This is a genomic window from Halorussus sp. MSC15.2, from assembly GCF_010747475.1.
GTDB lineage: Archaea > Halobacteriota > Halobacteria > Halobacteriales > Haladaptataceae > Halorussus.
Genome location: NZ_VSLZ01000001.1, coordinates 133,744 through 150,164, shown reverse-complemented (window position 1 = coordinate 150,164; position 16,421 = coordinate 133,744). Strand labels below are relative to the sequence as shown.

At 64.5% G+C, this 16,421-nt stretch carries 23 protein-coding genes; 13 read left to right on the top strand and 10 right to left on the bottom strand.

Annotation, left to right across the window (positions count from 1 at the left end; genetic code table 11):
• Window positions 1-11: 11 nt before the first annotated feature.
• Both FXF75_RS00815 and FXF75_RS00810 read left to right on the top strand, forming a co-directional pair.
• On the top strand, window positions 12-218 hold the full coding sequence (locus FXF75_RS00815; RefSeq protein WP_163519681.1) for a hypothetical protein: 207 nt from the start codon (window positions 12-14) through the stop codon (window positions 216-218).
• Between the two features lie 30 nt (window positions 219-248).
• Window positions 249-458: a hypothetical protein gene (locus FXF75_RS00810; RefSeq protein WP_163519680.1), complete on the top strand. Its 210-nt coding sequence runs from the start codon at window positions 249-251 to the stop codon at window positions 456-458.
• A gap of 28 nt (window positions 459-486) precedes the next feature.
• On the opposite strand, the gene FXF75_RS00805 is transcribed toward FXF75_RS00810, so the two are convergent.
• Complete coding sequence (locus FXF75_RS00805) at window positions 487-1,245, bottom strand: SAM-dependent methyltransferase (protein WP_163519679.1); 759 nt, start codon at window positions 1,243-1,245, stop codon at window positions 487-489.
• A 147-nt stretch (window positions 1,246-1,392) separates the two neighbouring features.
• Between FXF75_RS00805 and FXF75_RS00800 the strand changes: the two genes are divergently transcribed.
• From FXF75_RS00800 to FXF75_RS00790, 3 genes are all read left to right on the top strand, one after another.
• Window positions 1,393-1,710 (top strand): thiamine-binding protein, encoded by a 318-nt coding sequence (locus FXF75_RS00800; RefSeq protein WP_163519678.1) that lies wholly within the window; start codon window positions 1,393-1,395, stop codon window positions 1,708-1,710.
• On the top strand, window positions 1,707-2,819 hold the full coding sequence (locus FXF75_RS00795; protein WP_240334471.1) for a thiamine ABC transporter substrate binding subunit: 1,113 nt from the start codon (window positions 1,707-1,709) through the stop codon (window positions 2,817-2,819). The genes FXF75_RS00800 and FXF75_RS00795 overlap by 4 nt, the downstream gene beginning before the upstream one ends.
• A gap of 105 nt (window positions 2,820-2,924) precedes the next feature.
• Complete coding sequence (locus FXF75_RS00790; protein WP_163519677.1) at window positions 2,925-3,668, top strand: DNA polymerase sliding clamp; 744 nt, start codon at window positions 2,925-2,927, stop codon at window positions 3,666-3,668.
• Between the two features lie 85 nt (window positions 3,669-3,753).
• Here FXF75_RS00790 and FXF75_RS00785 read toward each other — a convergent pair whose 3' ends face one another.
• Together FXF75_RS00785 and merB are read right to left on the bottom strand one after the other, a co-directional pair.
• Window positions 3,754-4,344 carry a hypothetical protein gene (locus FXF75_RS00785; RefSeq protein ID WP_163519676.1) on the bottom strand — a complete coding sequence of 197 codons (591 nt, stop codon included), beginning with the start codon at window positions 4,342-4,344 and terminating at the stop codon, window positions 3,754-3,756.
• 64 nt (window positions 4,345-4,408) lie between these two features.
• Window positions 4,409-5,068 (bottom strand): organomercurial lyase, encoded by a 660-nt coding sequence (merB, locus tag FXF75_RS00780; protein ID WP_163519675.1) that lies wholly within the window; start codon window positions 5,066-5,068, stop codon window positions 4,409-4,411.
• 75 nt (window positions 5,069-5,143) lie between these two features.
• Between merB and FXF75_RS00775 the strand changes: the two genes are divergently transcribed.
• Together FXF75_RS00775 and FXF75_RS00770 are read left to right on the top strand one after the other, a co-directional pair.
• On the top strand, window positions 5,144-5,533 hold the full coding sequence (locus FXF75_RS00775; RefSeq protein WP_163519674.1) for a helix-turn-helix domain-containing protein: 390 nt from the start codon (window positions 5,144-5,146) through the stop codon (window positions 5,531-5,533).
• Between the two features lie 24 nt (window positions 5,534-5,557).
• Window positions 5,558-5,995: an MOSC domain-containing protein gene (locus FXF75_RS00770; RefSeq protein ID WP_163519673.1), complete on the top strand. Its 438-nt coding sequence runs from the start codon at window positions 5,558-5,560 to the stop codon at window positions 5,993-5,995.
• A gap of 9 nt (window positions 5,996-6,004) precedes the next feature.
• Here the strand turns inward: FXF75_RS00770 and FXF75_RS00765 are convergent, their stop codons facing one another.
• Entirely contained in the window at window positions 6,005-6,796 is a 792-nt protein-coding gene (locus FXF75_RS00765) for an aldo/keto reductase (protein WP_163519672.1), read from the bottom strand.
• A gap of 130 nt (window positions 6,797-6,926) precedes the next feature.
• Window positions 6,927-8,195 (bottom strand): MFS transporter, encoded by a 1,269-nt coding sequence (locus tag FXF75_RS00760; RefSeq protein WP_309221731.1) that lies wholly within the window; start codon window positions 8,193-8,195, stop codon window positions 6,927-6,929.
• A gap of 106 nt (window positions 8,196-8,301) precedes the next feature.
• Between FXF75_RS00760 and FXF75_RS00755 the strand changes: the two genes are divergently transcribed.
• Window positions 8,302-8,526 (top strand): hypothetical protein, encoded by a 225-nt coding sequence (locus FXF75_RS00755; RefSeq protein WP_163519670.1) that lies wholly within the window; start codon window positions 8,302-8,304, stop codon window positions 8,524-8,526.
• Between the two features lie 244 nt (window positions 8,527-8,770).
• Complete coding sequence (locus FXF75_RS00750; RefSeq protein ID WP_163519669.1) at window positions 8,771-9,091, top strand: ferredoxin family protein; 321 nt, start codon at window positions 8,771-8,773, stop codon at window positions 9,089-9,091.
• A gap of 65 nt (window positions 9,092-9,156) precedes the next feature.
• Here FXF75_RS00750 and FXF75_RS00745 read toward each other — a convergent pair whose 3' ends face one another.
• Window positions 9,157-10,500: a DolP-mannose mannosyltransferase gene (locus tag FXF75_RS00745; RefSeq protein WP_163519668.1), complete on the bottom strand. Its 1,344-nt coding sequence runs from the start codon at window positions 10,498-10,500 to the stop codon at window positions 9,157-9,159.
• Window positions 10,501-10,793: 293 nt separating this feature from the next.
• On the opposite strand from FXF75_RS00745, the gene FXF75_RS00740 reads away from it, so the two are divergent.
• Window positions 10,794-11,561 carry a glycosyltransferase gene (locus FXF75_RS00740; RefSeq protein ID WP_163519667.1) on the top strand — a complete coding sequence of 256 codons (768 nt, stop codon included), beginning with the start codon at window positions 10,794-10,796 and terminating at the stop codon, window positions 11,559-11,561.
• Window positions 11,561-11,986, top strand: a complete 426-nt coding sequence (locus FXF75_RS00735; RefSeq protein ID WP_163519666.1) for a GtrA family protein — start codon at window positions 11,561-11,563, stop codon at window positions 11,984-11,986. The genes FXF75_RS00740 and FXF75_RS00735 overlap by 1 nt, the downstream gene beginning before the upstream one ends.
• A 65-nt stretch (window positions 11,987-12,051) precedes the next feature.
• On the opposite strand, the gene FXF75_RS21925 is transcribed toward FXF75_RS00735, so the two are convergent.
• Complete coding sequence (locus FXF75_RS21925) at window positions 12,052-12,216, bottom strand: DUF6757 family protein (RefSeq protein WP_205427110.1); 165 nt, start codon at window positions 12,214-12,216, stop codon at window positions 12,052-12,054.
• A gap of 109 nt (window positions 12,217-12,325) precedes the next feature.
• Window positions 12,326-13,117: a PHP domain-containing protein gene (locus tag FXF75_RS00730; RefSeq protein WP_163519665.1), complete on the bottom strand. Its 792-nt coding sequence runs from the start codon at window positions 13,115-13,117 to the stop codon at window positions 12,326-12,328.
• Between the two features lie 144 nt (window positions 13,118-13,261).
• Between FXF75_RS00730 and FXF75_RS00725 the strand changes: the two genes are divergently transcribed.
• Window positions 13,262-13,546 (top strand): DUF2795 domain-containing protein, encoded by a 285-nt coding sequence (locus FXF75_RS00725; protein WP_163519664.1) that lies wholly within the window; start codon window positions 13,262-13,264, stop codon window positions 13,544-13,546.
• Between the two features lie 126 nt (window positions 13,547-13,672).
• On the opposite strand, the gene FXF75_RS00720 is transcribed toward FXF75_RS00725, so the two are convergent.
• Window positions 13,673-14,464, bottom strand: coding sequence for an alpha/beta fold hydrolase (locus FXF75_RS00720; RefSeq protein WP_163519663.1), 792 nt, complete (start codon window positions 14,462-14,464; stop codon window positions 13,673-13,675).
• A 140-nt stretch (window positions 14,465-14,604) separates the two neighbouring features.
• On the opposite strand from FXF75_RS00720, the gene FXF75_RS00715 reads away from it, so the two are divergent.
• Window positions 14,605-15,291 carry a helix-turn-helix domain-containing protein gene (locus FXF75_RS00715; protein WP_163519662.1) on the top strand — a complete coding sequence of 229 codons (687 nt, stop codon included), beginning with the start codon at window positions 14,605-14,607 and terminating at the stop codon, window positions 15,289-15,291.
• A gap of 51 nt (window positions 15,292-15,342) precedes the next feature.
• Here FXF75_RS00715 and FXF75_RS00710 read toward each other — a convergent pair whose 3' ends face one another.
• On the bottom strand, window positions 15,343-16,353 hold the full coding sequence (locus FXF75_RS00710; RefSeq protein WP_163519661.1) for a DUF5784 family protein: 1,011 nt from the start codon (window positions 16,351-16,353) through the stop codon (window positions 15,343-15,345).
• Window positions 16,354-16,421 lie beyond the last annotated feature (68 nt).

Here is a 16,421-nt window from a genome sequence, read left to right as displayed (position 1 = left end):
GCCAGACGGACATGCGAAAATTACTCGGTGGGTTGACTGCCGTCTTCGGTCTCGCCGTGGCCCTGTTCGGCGGTTGGATGCTCGTTCGGGGTCCCTTCCTCGGCGGCGCGGCGCTCGAATCGACGTCGATGCTGGCGGCGCTGACCGCGTTTCTGGTCGGCGTGGTCATTTTCTTCAGAGGGCTAGTGCGGTGGGCAGGGGTCGGAGCGCGACTGTAGGTTTTTCCGCTCGCGCGTCGATGCGGTCGCATGGGAAGCGACGGTCTCATCGAACTCGACCAGTCGTGCTGGTCTGCGCTGGCGAAGTACAACCTCGTCCTCGCGACGGTGTTCGCGGTCCTGCTGTTGGTCGTTCGGGAGTTGAATCCGGGACAGGCGCACCTGTTCCTATTGATAGAGAACGGCGTGCTGGCGCTTCTGTTCGGCGGGATTCAGACGTACTGCTGGATTTCGCGGTAGGAGAAACTCGACCGCCCGACGACGACGCTCAGACCGGTTCGGCGAACCCGAACCGGGGCTTGACTTCGGTGACCTCCACCTCGACCGTCTCGCCCTGCTCGGTCCCGGAAACGAACAGCGTGTACTCCTCGACTTTGGCCACGCCGTCGCCCTCCGACCCCTCATCCACGATTTCGACCTCCACCACGTCGCCCGCCTCGACGGGCGCGGTCATCCGACCCTTGCCGACGAGGTAGACTTCCGAGGAGGAGTCCCGCGAGGCGTCGGGCCGGAGCGTCCGGACGTACTGGAACTCGGGTTCGAGGTCCGACCGGAAGTCGTCCAAGTCCTGTCCCTCGAACACCTTGACCGCGAAGTCGCCCCCGGAGTCCAGTACGTCCAGCGCCGTCTCGAACGCCTGCCGGGCGAGGTGGACCGACCGGGCGTGGTCCACGCTGTACTCGCCGGTCATGTTCGGAGCCATGTCCGAGAGGACGACGTCCACCGAGTCGCCGGCGAGGTCCCGGACCTCCTCCTTCGTGGACTCCTCGGTCATGTCGCCCCGAACCGTCTCGACGCCGTCGATGGAGTCGATGCGCTGGAGGTCAACGCCGATGACGGTGCCCCCCTCGCCGACCTCCTCGGCGGCGACCTGAAGCCATCCGCCGGGGGCCGCCCCGAGGTCCACGACGGTCTTGCCCTCGTGGAGCAGGTTCTCCTCGCGGTCTATCTGCTGGAGTTTGTACGCGGCCCGAGAGCGGTAGCCCTCCTGCTTCGATTTATTGTAGTAGTGGTCTTTGTGACTCATAGATGCGTAACTCGTTGACGGTCGTACGTGGCGACAACTCGTAAGCATGGCGAATGGGACCCGGTCCCGGCTACACGTCGAGATGCGAACAGTTCCACCCGGCAGTAACCACGTGGTTATATTATCCGCGAATCTCCAGCTCTTGCCATGACCGTGACCGCGATGTTGACTGTCGCACCGCTGGACGACTCGGACGCCGACTTCGACGCCGAAATCGCGGCGGCCATCGACGCGCTGGAACGCTTCGACGTTCGCTACGAGACGCACCCGATGGAGACGACTATCGAGGCCGACGACCTCGGCGAGGTGTTCGCCGCGGCGCAGGCGGCGACCGAGGCTATCGACGCCTCCCGGACGCTGACGAACCTGAAAATCGACCACTTCCGCGAGGAGGACCTCGCGGCGGAGGAGAAGGTCGAGCGCGTCGAGACGCATCTCGGACGAGACGCCCGGAGCGACCGATGACCGACCAACGACCGTCCGACGCACCGACGAGCGACCGACCCGGACCGATGAGTCGGCGGGGCGTCCTCGGGGGTACTGCGGCCGCGGTCACCGCCGTCGCCGGGAGCGGTTGCCTCGGCGGCGCGCTCCGCTCCTCGCCGGACACGCTCCGCGTCGGGACGTACAAGTCGTTCGTGGACGCGCCGAGCACGAGCGCCGGGGCGTGGGTGAAGAAAGAGTTCGAGCGTCGTCACGACGCGACGCTGAAGTGGGTCGTCAACGAGAACGAGTTCACGAGTTTCGTCCAGCGACGCAAGGAGGGCGTGGACCTCGGGGCCGACGCGTACGTCGGCGTCACTCCCGAGGACCTCGTCCGGGCGAACGGGACACTGGACGACCCACTGTTCGCGTCGTTCGACACCGGGAGCGTTCGGAACGCCGAGAACATCGCCGACGAGTACCACTTCGACCCCGAGCGGCGGGTTCTGCCGACGGGCGCGTCGTACGTCTGTCTGGTCTACGACGAGCGGAAGGTCTCGGCCCCGCCGACGCTCGACGCCCTGACCGGTGACTCGTACCGGGACTCGCTGTTGCTGGCGAACCCGCGGAACACGACGACCGGCCTGCTGTTCCTGCTCTGGACTATCAAACAGAAGGGCAGTGACTCCTACCTCGACTACTGGAAGAAGCTGATGGACAACGACGTTCGGGTGCTGGGGTCGTGGAGCGACGCGTACGCCGCCTACTCGAACGGCGAGGCCCCGATGGTGGTCTCGTACTCGACCGACCAAGTGTACGCCGCCAACAACGACGCCGACATGCGTCGCCACCAGATAGGCTTCCCGAACGACCAAGGGTACGCCTACGTGGACGGCGTGGGGAAGTTCGCGACCACGGACCGCGACGGACTGGTCCGGACGTTCGCGGAGTTCCTGCTCGACCCCGAGGTCCAGCGGAAGACCGCGGTGAAGAACGTCGGTATCCCCACGGTCGAGAACGCGTCGCTCCCCGAGGAGTTCCGACAGTACGCCCACGTCCCCGACGAACCGGTCCAGTTCAGTTACGACGTGTTGGCCGAACACGTGGACGAGTGGCGCGACACGTGGGCGAGAGAGGTGGCGAGTCGATAAGCGTCGGTGCCGTCGGGCCGCCGCGTCCGCGCTCGGCCGTCGTTCACACGCGCACGCGCCCGAAGGGGGGACTTTTTATGGCGGGGGTTCGTACCACTCTCCAAGATGTTTAAGGCTATCGTGAGCGCCGACACGCTCAAGGACACTATCGACTCCGTGGGCGTGCTGGTGGACGAGTGTAAAATCCACCTCGAAGAGGACGGTCTCGCTATTCGTGCAGTAGACCCCGCGAACGTGGGAATGGTGGACCTCGAACTCGACGCGTCTGCTTTCGAATCCTACGAGGCCGACGGCGGTATCATCGGCGTGAATCTCGACCGACTCGAAGACATCGCCGGGATGGCCAGCGGCGACCAGCCGATTCACCTCGAACTCGACGAGGAGACCCGCAAACTCCACATCCAAATCGACGGACTGGAGTACACCCTCGCGCTCATCGACCCCGACTCCATCCGGCAGGAACCCGACATTCCGGACCTCGACCTCCCGGCCGAAATCGTCATCGAAGGCAAGGACATCGACCGCTCGGTCACGGCCGCCGACATGGTCAGCGACCACATCGCGCTGGCGGTGGACGCCGACGCCGAGACGTTCGTCGTGGAGGCCGAGGGCGACACCGACGACGTGCGCCTCGAACTCGACCGCGACGACCTCGTGGACCTGCAGGCCGGTCCCGCCCGGTCGCTGTTCAGCCTCGACTACCTCAAGGATATGAACAAGGCCATCCCGAAGGACGCGGAGGTCACCATCGAACTCGGCGAGGAGTTCCCCGTCAAACTCCACTTCGACATCGCGGAAGGGCAGGGTAACGTCACCTTCATGCTCGCGCCCCGCATCCAGAGCGACTAACGTCGGTCCGGTCGCTTCGACTTCTCTTTCGACTCTCCAAAACGAGTAGCGCGGGCCACCGTCGCGGTGGGTATCGACGCCGGTACTACAGACTCCGGTCGATGACCGCCTTCGCGGCCTCGGCCTTCTCCTTCCACCCGTAGCCCGACTCGTAGACGTGGCGCTTCTTGTTGACGAGTTCCTGCGGCGAAGCCTCCTCGAACCCGCCGCGGGTCCACGTCCCGGTGTTGCGGAGCCAGTCCACGACCCGGTCGCGGGTCTCCTCCCACGAGAGACCCACCATCTCGTACCACGCTATCATGGCGAAGACGGCGTTGTCGTGGGCACCCGGCACCGACCCCTTCTCGGCGACGGTCTTGATGGGTTCGACGTTCGGGTCGGTGACGTGTTCCTTGTACTCCGCGGCGGTCAGCAGTTCGAGTTGCCCGCCTTCGCCCTCCACCACGCGCTGCTCGTGGCGCAGGCGGTCCAGCGCGGCCTTGTGGACGGAACTCCAGCGGCCGTGGACCGCCTCGGGGAGCGCGTGGTCGGGGAGCGGACCGCCCGAGAGGACCGCCACGATGTCTGTGTAGGCCTTCTCGATGTCGGACCACGACGCGCCCTCGAACTCGCAGTCGGGACCGTGGAGGTTGCTCGTCGTCCGACAGTCGGGGCAGGGGTAGTCGAACCGCGGCACGACTGGGAGTGTCTCCTCCGAGGTACAAAACTGGTCTGATTCGCTCTCGGCCGACTGTTAGGACTCAGACCCGCGCCATCGCCCGCGCCAGCGCGAACCCGTCCGAGAGCGGCATTGCCGTCGTCGGCGCGTCGGTCCGCTCGTCCCACTGCTCGTAGGCGTCTCGGTCGGGGAAGGCGTGGATGTAGGGACACATCGTCTCGTAGGTCAACCGGGCCGTCACCTCCGTGCCGGGTTCGACGGACGCGACACCGAACGACAGCACGGCGTCCTCGGGGTCGGTCTCGATGCCCGCCTGCGAGACGACCGACGTGACCGTCTCGCCCGTCTCCGGTCCCGCCGAGCGCACCTCGACCGACTCGTCGACGAGGAACGGGAGCAGGACTGCGTCGAGGACGCAGACGAACCGGTACGTCTCGTCGTCGGTCTCGGCGCGGTGGCGACCGTCCTCGTCGTGGCAGAGTTCGGGGACGGCCGGCGGCCAGTCGTCGCCGAACGTCTCTGCGAGGGTGTCGAGCCATCCGCCGAACGTCTCGGGCCGGTCGTCGGTGCCGAACAGCGTCCGGAGGTTCTCCGCGACTTCCGGCCGGAGTCGTCGCTCCTCGACCGGTGCGGCGTCGTTCCGTCCGGTAGTGTTCGGTCGGTCGCTCGATTCGGTCTCGTTCGATTCGACATCGCTCGGTTCTCCACTCGATTCGACGTTCGCGCTGTCTGGTTCCGACATCGACTATACTTTGATACCCAAAGTGCTTATACTGTCGAGTCCGAAGTATAGAACCAACTTCGAGGGACCGAAGCGATGGACGACGAACCCACAACACCCGACCCGACCGACGACGAACTCACCTGCTACTGCCGACTCGGCGGCGTTATGGACCGCCTGAGCCGGAAGTACGCGATGCAGATTCTCTGCGTCGTGAACGCGACCGACCCCACGCGGTTCCGGGAACTCGAGGAGTACCTCCCCGACGCCAGCACCTCGACGATGTCGGCGCGACTCGACGAACTGGCCGAGGCGGACCTGTTGACTCGGACGCAGTACGACGAGATTCCGCCCCGCGTCGAGTACGAGATGACCGACGACGGTCGGGAACTGGCGGCCCGCCTCGAACCGGTGCTGGAGTGGGCCGAGAAACGCGACGGGGCGAACGAGGAAGCGGCGGGCCAGCGTGCGACGGGCGAGAATTAAGTGGGTTCGGTCTGACTACGGTCTATGGACGGAACCGGACTCGTAGAGGCAATCCACCTCGCGCCCGACTCGGGCGAGGACACCGAACCGACCGACTCCGTCGAGGCGCTCGCGGGCGAGGGAGTACGCGGCGACCGGCACTTCGGAGAGGAGAACGCAGACGTGACGCTCGTCGAAGCCGAGGCACTCGACGCCGCCGCCGAGGACGGCATCGACCTGCGCGACGGCGAGCACCGTCGGAACCTCACGACCCGCGACGCCGCGCTCAATCACCTCGTCGGCGAGCGGTTCCGGGTCGGCGAAGTAGTGTGCGAGGGCGTGGAACTCTGCGAACCCTGCGGCCACCTCGAATCGCTGACCGAGGAGGGCGCGGTGTCGGCGCTCCTCCACCGGGGCGGTCTCTGCGCCGACGTCGTGGAGTCGGGACGTATCGAGGTCGGCGACGAAGTCGAACCGCTCTGAGTCCGCGAGTCAGTTCCACGGCGCGTCGTCGGGGTCCACCAGTCGCTCGCGCTCCTCGATGGCGTCGATTCGCTCGACCTCCTCCGCGGAGAGGTCGGGCGTCTCGAAGTTGGCCCGGAGGTGGTCCTCCCCCGTGGCCTTCGGAATCGGAACCACGCCGTCGCGCTGGCGGAGCCACGCCAGACTGACCGCCTCGGGCGTGGTGTCGCGGGACTGGGCAATCTCGGCTAGTTCGTCCACGTCGCCCGCCTCGCCCTGCATCAGGGGCGCGTAGGCGACGACGGTTACGTCGCGCTCCCGACAGTAGTCGAGCAGGTCGTCCTGCGGAAGCAGGGGATGCATCTCGACCTGATTGGCGGCTATCGGCGCGTCCAAGATTTCGCGAGCCTCGTCCAGTAACTCCGTCGTGAAGTTGCTCACCGCGACGTTCTCGGCCGTGCCCTCCTCGCGGAGTTCGTCGAAGACCGGCAGCGTCGCCTCGGCGTCGTAGGCCCGCATCGGCCAGTGGACGTACAGCAGGTCCACCGCCGACACGCCGAGGCGCTCCAGACTCTCGGCGGTCGTCTCGCGGACGTCCTCCGGCGCGAGGTTCGAGGGGTGGACCTTCGTGGCGAGGAACACCTCCTCGCGGGGCACCTCGCTCGCGGCGATGCCGTCGCCGACCGCCGACTCGTTGTCGTACATCTGGGCGGTGTCTACGTGTCGGTAGCCGATTTCGAGGGCCTGTCGGACGGTCTCGGCGCACTGGTCCGATTCGTCGTTTCCGGAGGTGCCGAGACCGGGACTCGGGATGGTTGGCATGGTCGTCAGGTGTCGGGCCGCGCGGAAAAAGCTACGCGCGTCGGCAAGGCGTCGCCCGTCGGAGCAATCGCGTGCCGCCAGCGAGAACGACGCCGAGCGACGGAGCGACGCGGACGGTCCGACCGAGAGACTACCCCGACACCGGGTCCGACTCGCTCTCGGCGAGCGGCGACGCGAAGACCCGGACCGCCGCGATTCCGGCGAGGAAGACGCCGCCGAGGACGCCGACCGCGACCAGCGCGGAGGTGGCGTCCGCGACCGCGCCGCCGAGCAGGTACAACGGGAGTTTGACCAGCGCGTACGCCATCGACGCGGCGCTCAGGACCGTCGCGCGCCCGACCGACGCCACCTCGTCGTTGACGCGCTGGGTGACGATGGGGTGGAGGAGCGAGCGCGACCCCTTGAGGACGAAGAACGCCGGGAACGCGAGGAGGGGCCACAGCAGGGGCGCGACCAGCGCGACGCCGAGAACGACGGGGACCGCGAGGACCGCGCCCCGGACGCCGAGGCGGTCCCGCACCGGCCCGGCGTAGTAACTCGCGGCCGCCGAGACGCCCGCGAAGGCGGCGTACAGCAACCCCATCGAGGCGACGGGGACGCCGAGCGTCTCCGTGCTCACGGGTTGGACGTAGGTGTCGGCCGCCACGACCACGCCGAAGAAGAGCGCGGCGTACGCGACGAACCACCGGAGGCGCGGCCGGGTCAACTGTTCGCGGAGAACGCCGAGCGCGGCGACGGTGTCGAGGGCGTCGTTCGAGCGGTCGGTTCTATCGTCGCTTCCCCCGCTGTCACCATCGACGTACTGGCGGTTCTTCGGGAACGTCAGGAGGACGAGCACGCCCGCGCCGTTGAGAAGGCCGGAGGCGACGAACGGGAGCGTCGGCCGGACGCTGTAGAGGAGGCCCCCCGCGAGCATGGTGACGACGGTGACGGCCTGCCGGACCGACTGGCCCCGGCCGCGGACGTGCGCGAAGCGGTCCGACCGGAGTCGCGCTTCCAGCGTGTCGTAGAGCCACGCGTCGCCCGTCCCCGACCGGAAGACGAGCGAGAGCGTCCACAGGACGTAGAGGACCGCCAGACCGAGGTACGAGCGGACGAGCGCGAACCCGAGGATGGAGAGGGTCATGAACACCGAACTCAGAAGGAGGCTGGCCCGCCTGCCGATTCGGTCGCCGACGTAGCCCGTGGGTATCTCACCGACGACGGTCAGCACGGCGTACAGCACGCTCAGCGACGCGATGGCGGTGTAGTCGAGTCCGCGGTCGAGCAGGAACAGCGTGAACACGGGCGAGAAGAAGCCGAACGAGACGGTCGCCTGATAGAGGTAGTACTTCAGGACCGGCGACGACGGGAGGCGGTCGGGCGCGAGCGACGCGGGCGAGGGGGAGCGGTCGGACACGACTCGACCCGGACTTGTCCGCCATCCGGTAAAAACGCTCGCTGAACGAGATTCCTGTAACGACTCGGACAAAAGAGCGAAAGGCCGCGCCCCGCAATTTCCGCCCGTGACCCGACGCGACGTGCCGTGGCGACTCCTCGGCATCGGCGGACTGGCGAGTCTCTGCTGCATCGGCGGGAGCGCGGTCGGCGGGGCGGCGCTGGCGAGCGGTGCGGTCGCGGGCGGACTGGGCGCGAACGTCGTACAGGTGTCCGTGACGGTGCTGACGGTCGGCGTTCTCGGACTGGCGTGGCGTCGATTCGGTCCGGAACCGAACTGCGAGCGCAGGTAGCCGCGGACGGCGGAGATGCTGTCGTCCGAGCGTTCGCGTCTGGAGGTGAGGTCCGCCGCGTTAACTCGGAGTTCGGACGGTTTCTCAACTTAAAATCTTCTGAGTGCTCTCGCGGCCGAAACACCCAAAACCGTCCCGTCACGCGTTTTTAGCCCGACCTAAACCGAGTTCGCTCGCCGGTACGTTTAAATGAAGTACCGTGTTTTAAGTACCTAGTCGCCCAAGTAGTGGTAGGTGAACTCCGATGGCAATCGACCCGCAATTTCACGAGAACCGCGAGAAGCTAGACACTCACGAGGGCCACGACGTGTGGGGTCCGGTCGACGAACCTGAGAAACTCGGCATCCACGGCACGCACGTCGCCGTCGATTTCGACCTCTGTATCGCGGACGGCGCGTGTCTGGAGGACTGTCCCGTGGACGTGTTCGAGTGGGTGGACACCCCCGACCACCCCGAGAGCGAGAAGAAGGCCGACCCCGCCAACGAGGCCCAGTGCATCGACTGCATGCTCTGCGTGGACGTCTGTCCCGTCGACGCCATCGACGTGGACGCCGGTCGGGCCTGACAGGAACTTATTTTATCGCGCTTCGCAGACAGGGTAGAAGCGGTGTTACTCCGTGAGAGACTACATTACACCTGTCGAAGCGGTAGCTGTCCGCACTCGTCACGACCCACTCCCGTGGCGTCCATCCACTGGATTTCTGCTCTGCTCATCATATAGTGGCAATGGTCCGGAGATATTGTGTTCCAGAATAGGTTCTGTTGAGAGATTTCGTCTCGACGCGATAGCGACTGATACGAAGTACCGGAGACTCCGACCGTCTCGCCGATAGCGTGGATACTAGATTGGAAGAGAGGATGAGGTGGTCTCGCCTGTTCACTCGCAGTAACCGAGTAATCGACGACTCCGAACCCACCGAGTGGGCCGATGGAAACGACGAGGAGGAGTGCCACCATTGCTTTCAGAAGTCGTTCCCGATTAGTGTGGGCTACGAGAAGACCAAAACCGACGGCTGCGAAGCAGAGACCGACGTACATATCTCTTCGGCCGTCGAAATCGAGCGCAACGAGTTGGAAGAGAAAGAGAGTTCCGCCACAGAGAATCCACCACGAATCCGTCTTGTCGTGGAGTAACGCACCGAAGACTCCGAGAGCCATCGGGATGGAGGAGATACCTAGCATCGTCAGAATCTTTCCCAAGTTAGAGATGCTTATCGCGTCGCCCGTCTTCGAGGGTGCAATGACTACCTCGAGGAGAAACGGACGTACCCCCGAAGTGAGGGCGATTGGAGCGAAAATCACTGCCGTGGTGACGATACCTCCGGTTATGTACCAGACAGTGTTGGTTATCCGGTCTTCAGAGAGGAGGAGACCGAACGCAAGGGGAAGGAAGAAGGCACCGAGTTGCCACGAGAGTGTCGCGGCAGCGACGCAAGCGCCCGCGAGCGCCGGTCGTGACCGAATCGCAAAGTAGAGGGAGGCGAATCCGAGGAACATGACGAGATACTTCGGATGGATACCCGCACTGGCGTTCCAATGGAAACCGGGAACGACGAGAAGACAAAGACCCGCCCACATCGCTGCCTCTACGTCTTCTGTCATTCCGAGAACGACATCCGTAATCAAGAGGATAATACCGGCACCGAGCACTATTGAAGTTAGAACGGCGAGTGCGTACATTCCCCGCGTGTTCCCTCCAGTTACGAGTGAGAATATCCAACTAATCTCGAACGGAACTGGCGGATTGATGTCCCAGATATTCGTATAGAGATTTGCACCCTGCGACATGTACCATCCACCGTGGAGGAAGAAAGCCGCATCGTCCGTTAATAGCCGATAGTCGAAGAGGAACCGTCGCCCAACGTTGAACAGACTGACCAGCACGAAGAGCACGGCCGGTAGACTGGTTTTAATCGTGTCCAGCGAGAGAGGGAACTCTCGCGTTCCGACAGAAGGGTTTGTATTGTGGTTCATCAATTTAGTTGGCGTTTTGGTTGGTCCGTGTTTGAACTTTTCTATCCTAACGGACAGGTCGGAACATCCTACTGATAACGAGACGGCTACCCGCGAAGGACGAGCTAGAGTACTATCGGGGTTACGGATGATTATCGACATATATTAGTAATAAACGCACATTCATAAGATACTAGATGACACCGGCCCGCGCTATTCCTATGGAGAACACGTCTGGGCGACTGCATCGAATAAATAGCCATAGGTGGCCGAGCGGTAGTTGCCTTACGTCTCTACTTCTTCGGGGGAAGTAAATGTCTGACAGTATCGGAATCGTCATTCCAGCCTATCAACCTAATGTAGAGACAGTTGTAAGCTATATTAAGGATATAAAACGAGAGATACGACCGGAACAAATCATCGTCGAGTACGACCAACCCGAGGAGGAGGGGAAAGAACGCCTGTCAGCAGTAGCAGAGGTGAACACAGTTGAGGAACGCCGAGGGAAAGGAGCGGCAATCATGTCCGGGTTCGACGAGATGAACGCGGATATTCTGGCGTTCTCAGACGCGGACGGAAGTGTTCCGACCGAATCGTTGAACAGAGTCGTCGAACAGATACGGGAAGATACCGCCGACGTGAGTATCGGATCGCGCCGTCACCCTGATTCAGAGATAGTGGCCCATCAGACGGTTACCCGGCGCTTTCTGGGCGATATCTTCGCGGGGTGCGCGAAGTGGATGCTTCCCACGCGCTGTCGGGATTACCAGTGCGGAGCGAAGGCGGTCCGAGCGACTGCGTGGGAGTCGATTGGTCACCACTGTTACGAACCCGGCTTCGCGTGGGACATGGAGCTAGTGTCGGTAGCCGGAGCGTTAGGGTACGATATCGCGGAGGTTCCGATTACGTGGGAGGATCGACCGCAATCGACTGTCGACCCCGTTTCGACGCCCGTCGAACTCGCAAGTGCCCTGATAGACGTTCGGCGACGGACGACGACAATCGCAAATAGCCCAAGATACGTGAACGTGAACCAAACGTCGGAATCGACGCTTACGACCGTCGCGGACGGTGACGATTGATGGAGAAGAGAGTACAGTCACTGCTTCGAGGGGTTCAGTTTGGCCAGTTTCTGTCCGTCGGCGCGGTCGGAGCGGTGTTCGACAATCTCGTTCTTGTCGGCCTCGTGGACGTTGGGAATCTGACTCCAGTCGTCGGGAAAATAATTAGTGGGGAGGCCGCAATTCTCTTCATGTTCGTCCTAAACGAATGGTGGACGTTCGCCGGAACTGCGTCTCGCTCGCCCGGCGCTATCGTCCGCCGACTCCTCCGGTCTAACGTCGTTCGTCTCGGCGGAGTTGGAATCGCGCTAGGCGTCCTCTATTTCCTGAATCACTATCTCGGTGTGTGGTATCTATTAGCGAATACCGCCGGAATCGGCGTCGGGTCGATATTCAACTACGTTTTCGAGACGATATTCACGTGGAGAATACACTCCGAAGCGTAGTCTTATGAGGAGAGTCACCGGAACAGGAGTCGACCACGTAACAGAGAAGGGCTTCGTCTTATTCCTTACTCCGCTCGGTCCACGTCGAGTTCCTGCCGGAGGTAGGCCAGCGCCTCGGTCTCCGCGAGGGTCTCGAACTGCTCGCGGAAGTGTGTCTCGCAGAGACCGACCCGGACGCCGTTCAGTTCGGGGGCGAACGACGCGTCGCGGTCGCAGTAGTGACACCGCATATCACGAAGTAGCGACTGCCGGAAGTTAACCCCTGCGTTCGGGCCGTCGGACCTGTCCGATAGGCGAGAGAGCGTCGAGAAGACGAAAATAGCGTTCGCCGCGACCGGGTTACAGACTCACCGACGACCGGAAGTGGCGGTACTCGGGTTTCGACAGGCCCGCGCGGCCCAGCGTGTCGTCGTGGGCGTCGCTCCCGCCCGTCGGAATCAAATCGTGGTCGGCGATGGCGCGTTCGACGGGCCGAGGGTCCACCTCCTCGTCGTAGGGGTAGTATCGTTCCACGGCGTCGAGGTCTCGCGTCAACTCCAACGCCGCCTCGGGGTCGCCGTAACGGTGCGGGTGGGCGAGTCCGACGAGACCGCAGGCGTCCGAGAGGAGTTCGACGCCGCGCTCGAACGAGGTCACGTCGCGGGCGACGTAGCAGGGACCCCCGTCGCCGATGAGGTCGTCGAACACGTCGCCGACGGTGTCGTATCCGCTCTCGGGGTGGTCGGCGACCGCGCGGGCGACGTGGGGCCTGCCGAGACCTTCGCGCGCGTCGAGACCGAGGTCGATGCCGAGTCGGTCCTCGACGTTCTCGATTATCCGCTGACCCCGCTCCTTTCGGTCGGCCTGAATCCGGTCGAGTTCGTCTACGAGGTCCGGCGTCGGCGTCACGCCGTAGCCAAGCAGGTCCACGCGCTCGCCCGCGGCGGGTTCGACCCGTAACTCGATGCCGTGGACCACCGTCACGCCCTCGAAGGCGGTGACCGGCGTCGGGAGTTCGGGGTGGAGGCGGTCGTGGTCGGTGACGGCCACGACGGAGACGCCCGCGTCGCGGGCGGCCTCGGGGACCTCCGACAGGCGCATCTCGCCGTCGGAGTTGGTCGTGTGGACGTGGAGGTCCGCGAAGACGCTCATACCCCGAGAACGTGGCGGGTCTCCGAAAACGCTTCGCTATCGAAACGGGAGACGACGCCGGGAATCGCCGCCCTTAGATACCTTATATTCTCCAATGTCCTACCGCAGGAAGGTTTATAATTAACTTTGATGTAGAAGCTGTCGATGTCACTGAAGCAGGCGACGGAACTCATCCGTCAACACGACTACCCTGCGACGACGAACCAACTGGCCGACTCCTACGGCGACTACGAACTCGACCACCCGAACGGGACCGAGACGCTCGGTGAAGTACTCCGCCGGGTCGAAGCCGAGACGTTCAGCAGTTCCGTCGAGGCCGAGGAGTTGCTCTACTCGGCGGTCAGCAGCGGAGCCATCGGTCGAAAAGGGTACAGCGACCGCGACCCGACGACGCTCGGGACGATGGGTCCCGGTCAGGTCAGTTTCTGAACCGGGGTCGGCGGTCGAACCTCTCACTCTCGGGACGACTCTTACGAGTGCCCCGGAAAGCCGACGTTCGCTCGACGTGTACGCGTCGGAATCGCCTCCGTCGAACGCGGCGCACGATGCAACCGACTACGCACGGAGGAACGAACGGACTTCTGCCGATATCGGTTCCGGCGCTTCCGCGGGACCGCTGTGACTGATACCATCGAACTCGACGAGGCGACTGCGTGGAAGCGCTTCGTGTACCGCACGAGCGCTTTCGCGCAGGAAGTCGGGACCGCGGGTGCCAGATAGTACGAGTGCAGGTGCATCGACGCCGAGGCGGTCCGGAAGTTCGTACCGTTCGACCGCACGGTTCATCCGGACGACTTCCTCGACGAGACCGACGCAGTCCGGCCAGACCGGCCACTCCGCCAACCACGCGTCGAGGTCGTCGATGCCATCCGGATGGAGGACCTGCTCGACGTACCGTTTCACCGCCTCGCGAGGTTCGCCCGCCTCGACGAGCGCCGCCATGCGTTCGGCGAGGTCGGCCTGTCCCCGGTAGCTCTCGGGGAGGACCGCGGGTTCGTAGGCGACGACCGCTTCCACCCCCGCGTCCGCCGCGGCTTCGACCGCGGTGAGCGCGCCGAAGGAGTGGCCGAACAGAACCGGAACGCCGTCGAGGTCGTCGACGAGTGCCTGCACGTACTCGACCTCGCGCTCCAGTACCTCGTCTGCGCTCGTCTCGGCCCGGTCGTCGAGGCAGGTCCCGAACCCCGGTCGCTGGGGGACGACGGCGGCGTACTCGTCGAAGTGGGGAACGACCGGGTTCCAGTACTCCCGTGGAGCCATTCCCCCGTGGAGTAACAGGAGGGGCCGACCGTCGCCGTGTCGTTCGTAGACTACCTCTGTGCCGTCTGCGGAACGTGTCGTCTGCATGTCTCCGTTCGTTCGGGAGCGACCGGGCTAAACCGTTCTCTCAGCCGTGCGGCCATTTAAATGAGGTGGGCACTGAACCGGCGGCGACCGGGACGAGCGCCTTTCGATACTCCCAAAGGCATCGGCGGGAACGACGACGTATGGCACTCCTCGCCGAGTTCGGAATCCCGTGCGACGCTCTCCCGCTCGTCGAGGTCGCGGCGGCGGCACCGGAGGCGTCGTTGACCCTCGAACTGCAGTTCAACCACGGTCCTCGGCCGTTGTTCCTCGTCACCGCGACCGGGGGTTCCTCGACCACCGTCGAGAACGGCCTCGACGACGCGTTCGACGTCGGAGAGTGGACCCGCATCGGACAGGCTGGAGACACCCGTCGGTATCAGGTAGTCCCGGCACTCAGCCTAGAGGAGCAACTCGGCGACCGTCTCGACGACCTCGCGGACCTCGAAGCGCTCGCCACGGCCGACGCCATCATCGAGCGTATCGAGGTCGAAACCGACGGGTGGCGACAGACGGGGTGGTTCGCCGACCGAGCGGCGTTCGACGAGTTCTCGTCCTTCTGGCGGCGCAACAGCGGGTTCCGACTGCACCGTCTCACTCGCGATGGCGAACCCGAACCGCCGGGGGACGGGTTGACAGACCGCCAGCACGAGGCGCTCCGCACGGCCTACGAATTGGGGTACTTCGAGATTCCGCGGCGGGCCTCCCTACAGGCCGTCGCCGCGGAACTGGACATCTCCGCGTCCTCGGCGTCCGAGCGGCTGCGCCGCGCTCAGACCCGACTCGTTCAAGAGACGGTGGCGACGACGTGGCCACCCCTCCCAGACTGACGCGCGAGAACAGATTCGCCGAAACCTTCGGCGTACGGAGGACTGACCGACTCACACCCACTCGACGGCACCGTCGAGGTCCAGCGGCAGCGACCCCTTGCGGTAGGCCTCGACTGTGCCGGAGGGGCGCGCGCGGAGGACGACCGCGGGCCGGTGACGCACTTCCGGTTTCTCGCCCTTGACGGCGGCCCACTCGTCCTCGCGGAACCCCGAGCAGTCCACGAACAGCACCGCGCCGCCGCCGTGCTTCTGGAGTTGGCCGGAGGTCTTGGTCTCGGCCGTCTCGCGCACCGCGGCGACCGGCGTGTCCGCGTGGCGTCGCGTCGGGGGCCGAGGCCGCGTGACTTCGACCAGCGGGGACTCGCCGCCGCCCGGCGGTTCCGCCCGGAAGTCGAGCGAGTGGCCGGTCGTCACCTCGATTTCGGGCGTCACGTCGTACCCGGCGTCGGTGAGGACCTTCGCGGCGGTGAACTCGCTCATCGCCGACGCCATCCGCACGGGGTCGACCTGCGGACTGGTGCCGAGTTTCGACGCCATCTCGTAGCGATACTCGTCGAGCGCGCCCGTCCGGAGGAACGCCTCGTAGAACGCGAGCGCGTCGTCGCTGGTCGCGTCCGGAAAGCCCGCGGCGTGGTCTCGGAAGAACGTCCGCGTCGAGTGCCTGCCGTCCTTCGAGAAGAGGACCGGGAGGAAGAACCACGAGAGGTGGCCGTAGTCGGCCAGCCACGGGTCTTCGGTCCGGAGGTCGGCGAGCAGTTCGCGCTGTGCCCACCGAGCGACCGAGTAGGGAATCTCTTCGAAGGTGTACTTCTCGGTGCGCCAGAGGGTGGAGGGCGTCTCGGTGTTGCCGAGCCAGAACGCCTCGTCGTCGTTCCAGAGGAACAGCGCGAGGTCGCCGTTGCCCATCTCTATGCGTCGGGTCTCGTACCCCGACGGTCCGACGTAGTGGGGCGTCACCAGTTTCGCGCCGAACTTCTCGTCTAGGGGGGCGTACAGGTCACGTTCGACCTTCTCGTCAGTCCACCGCTCCGTGGAGCGGCGAAAGCGGAGCGGACTAGCCACGGGAGAATCTTGTCACGCGAGCAATTTACCTCTTGTGTCACCGTTATCGCCGACGCGTCTCCCGAACG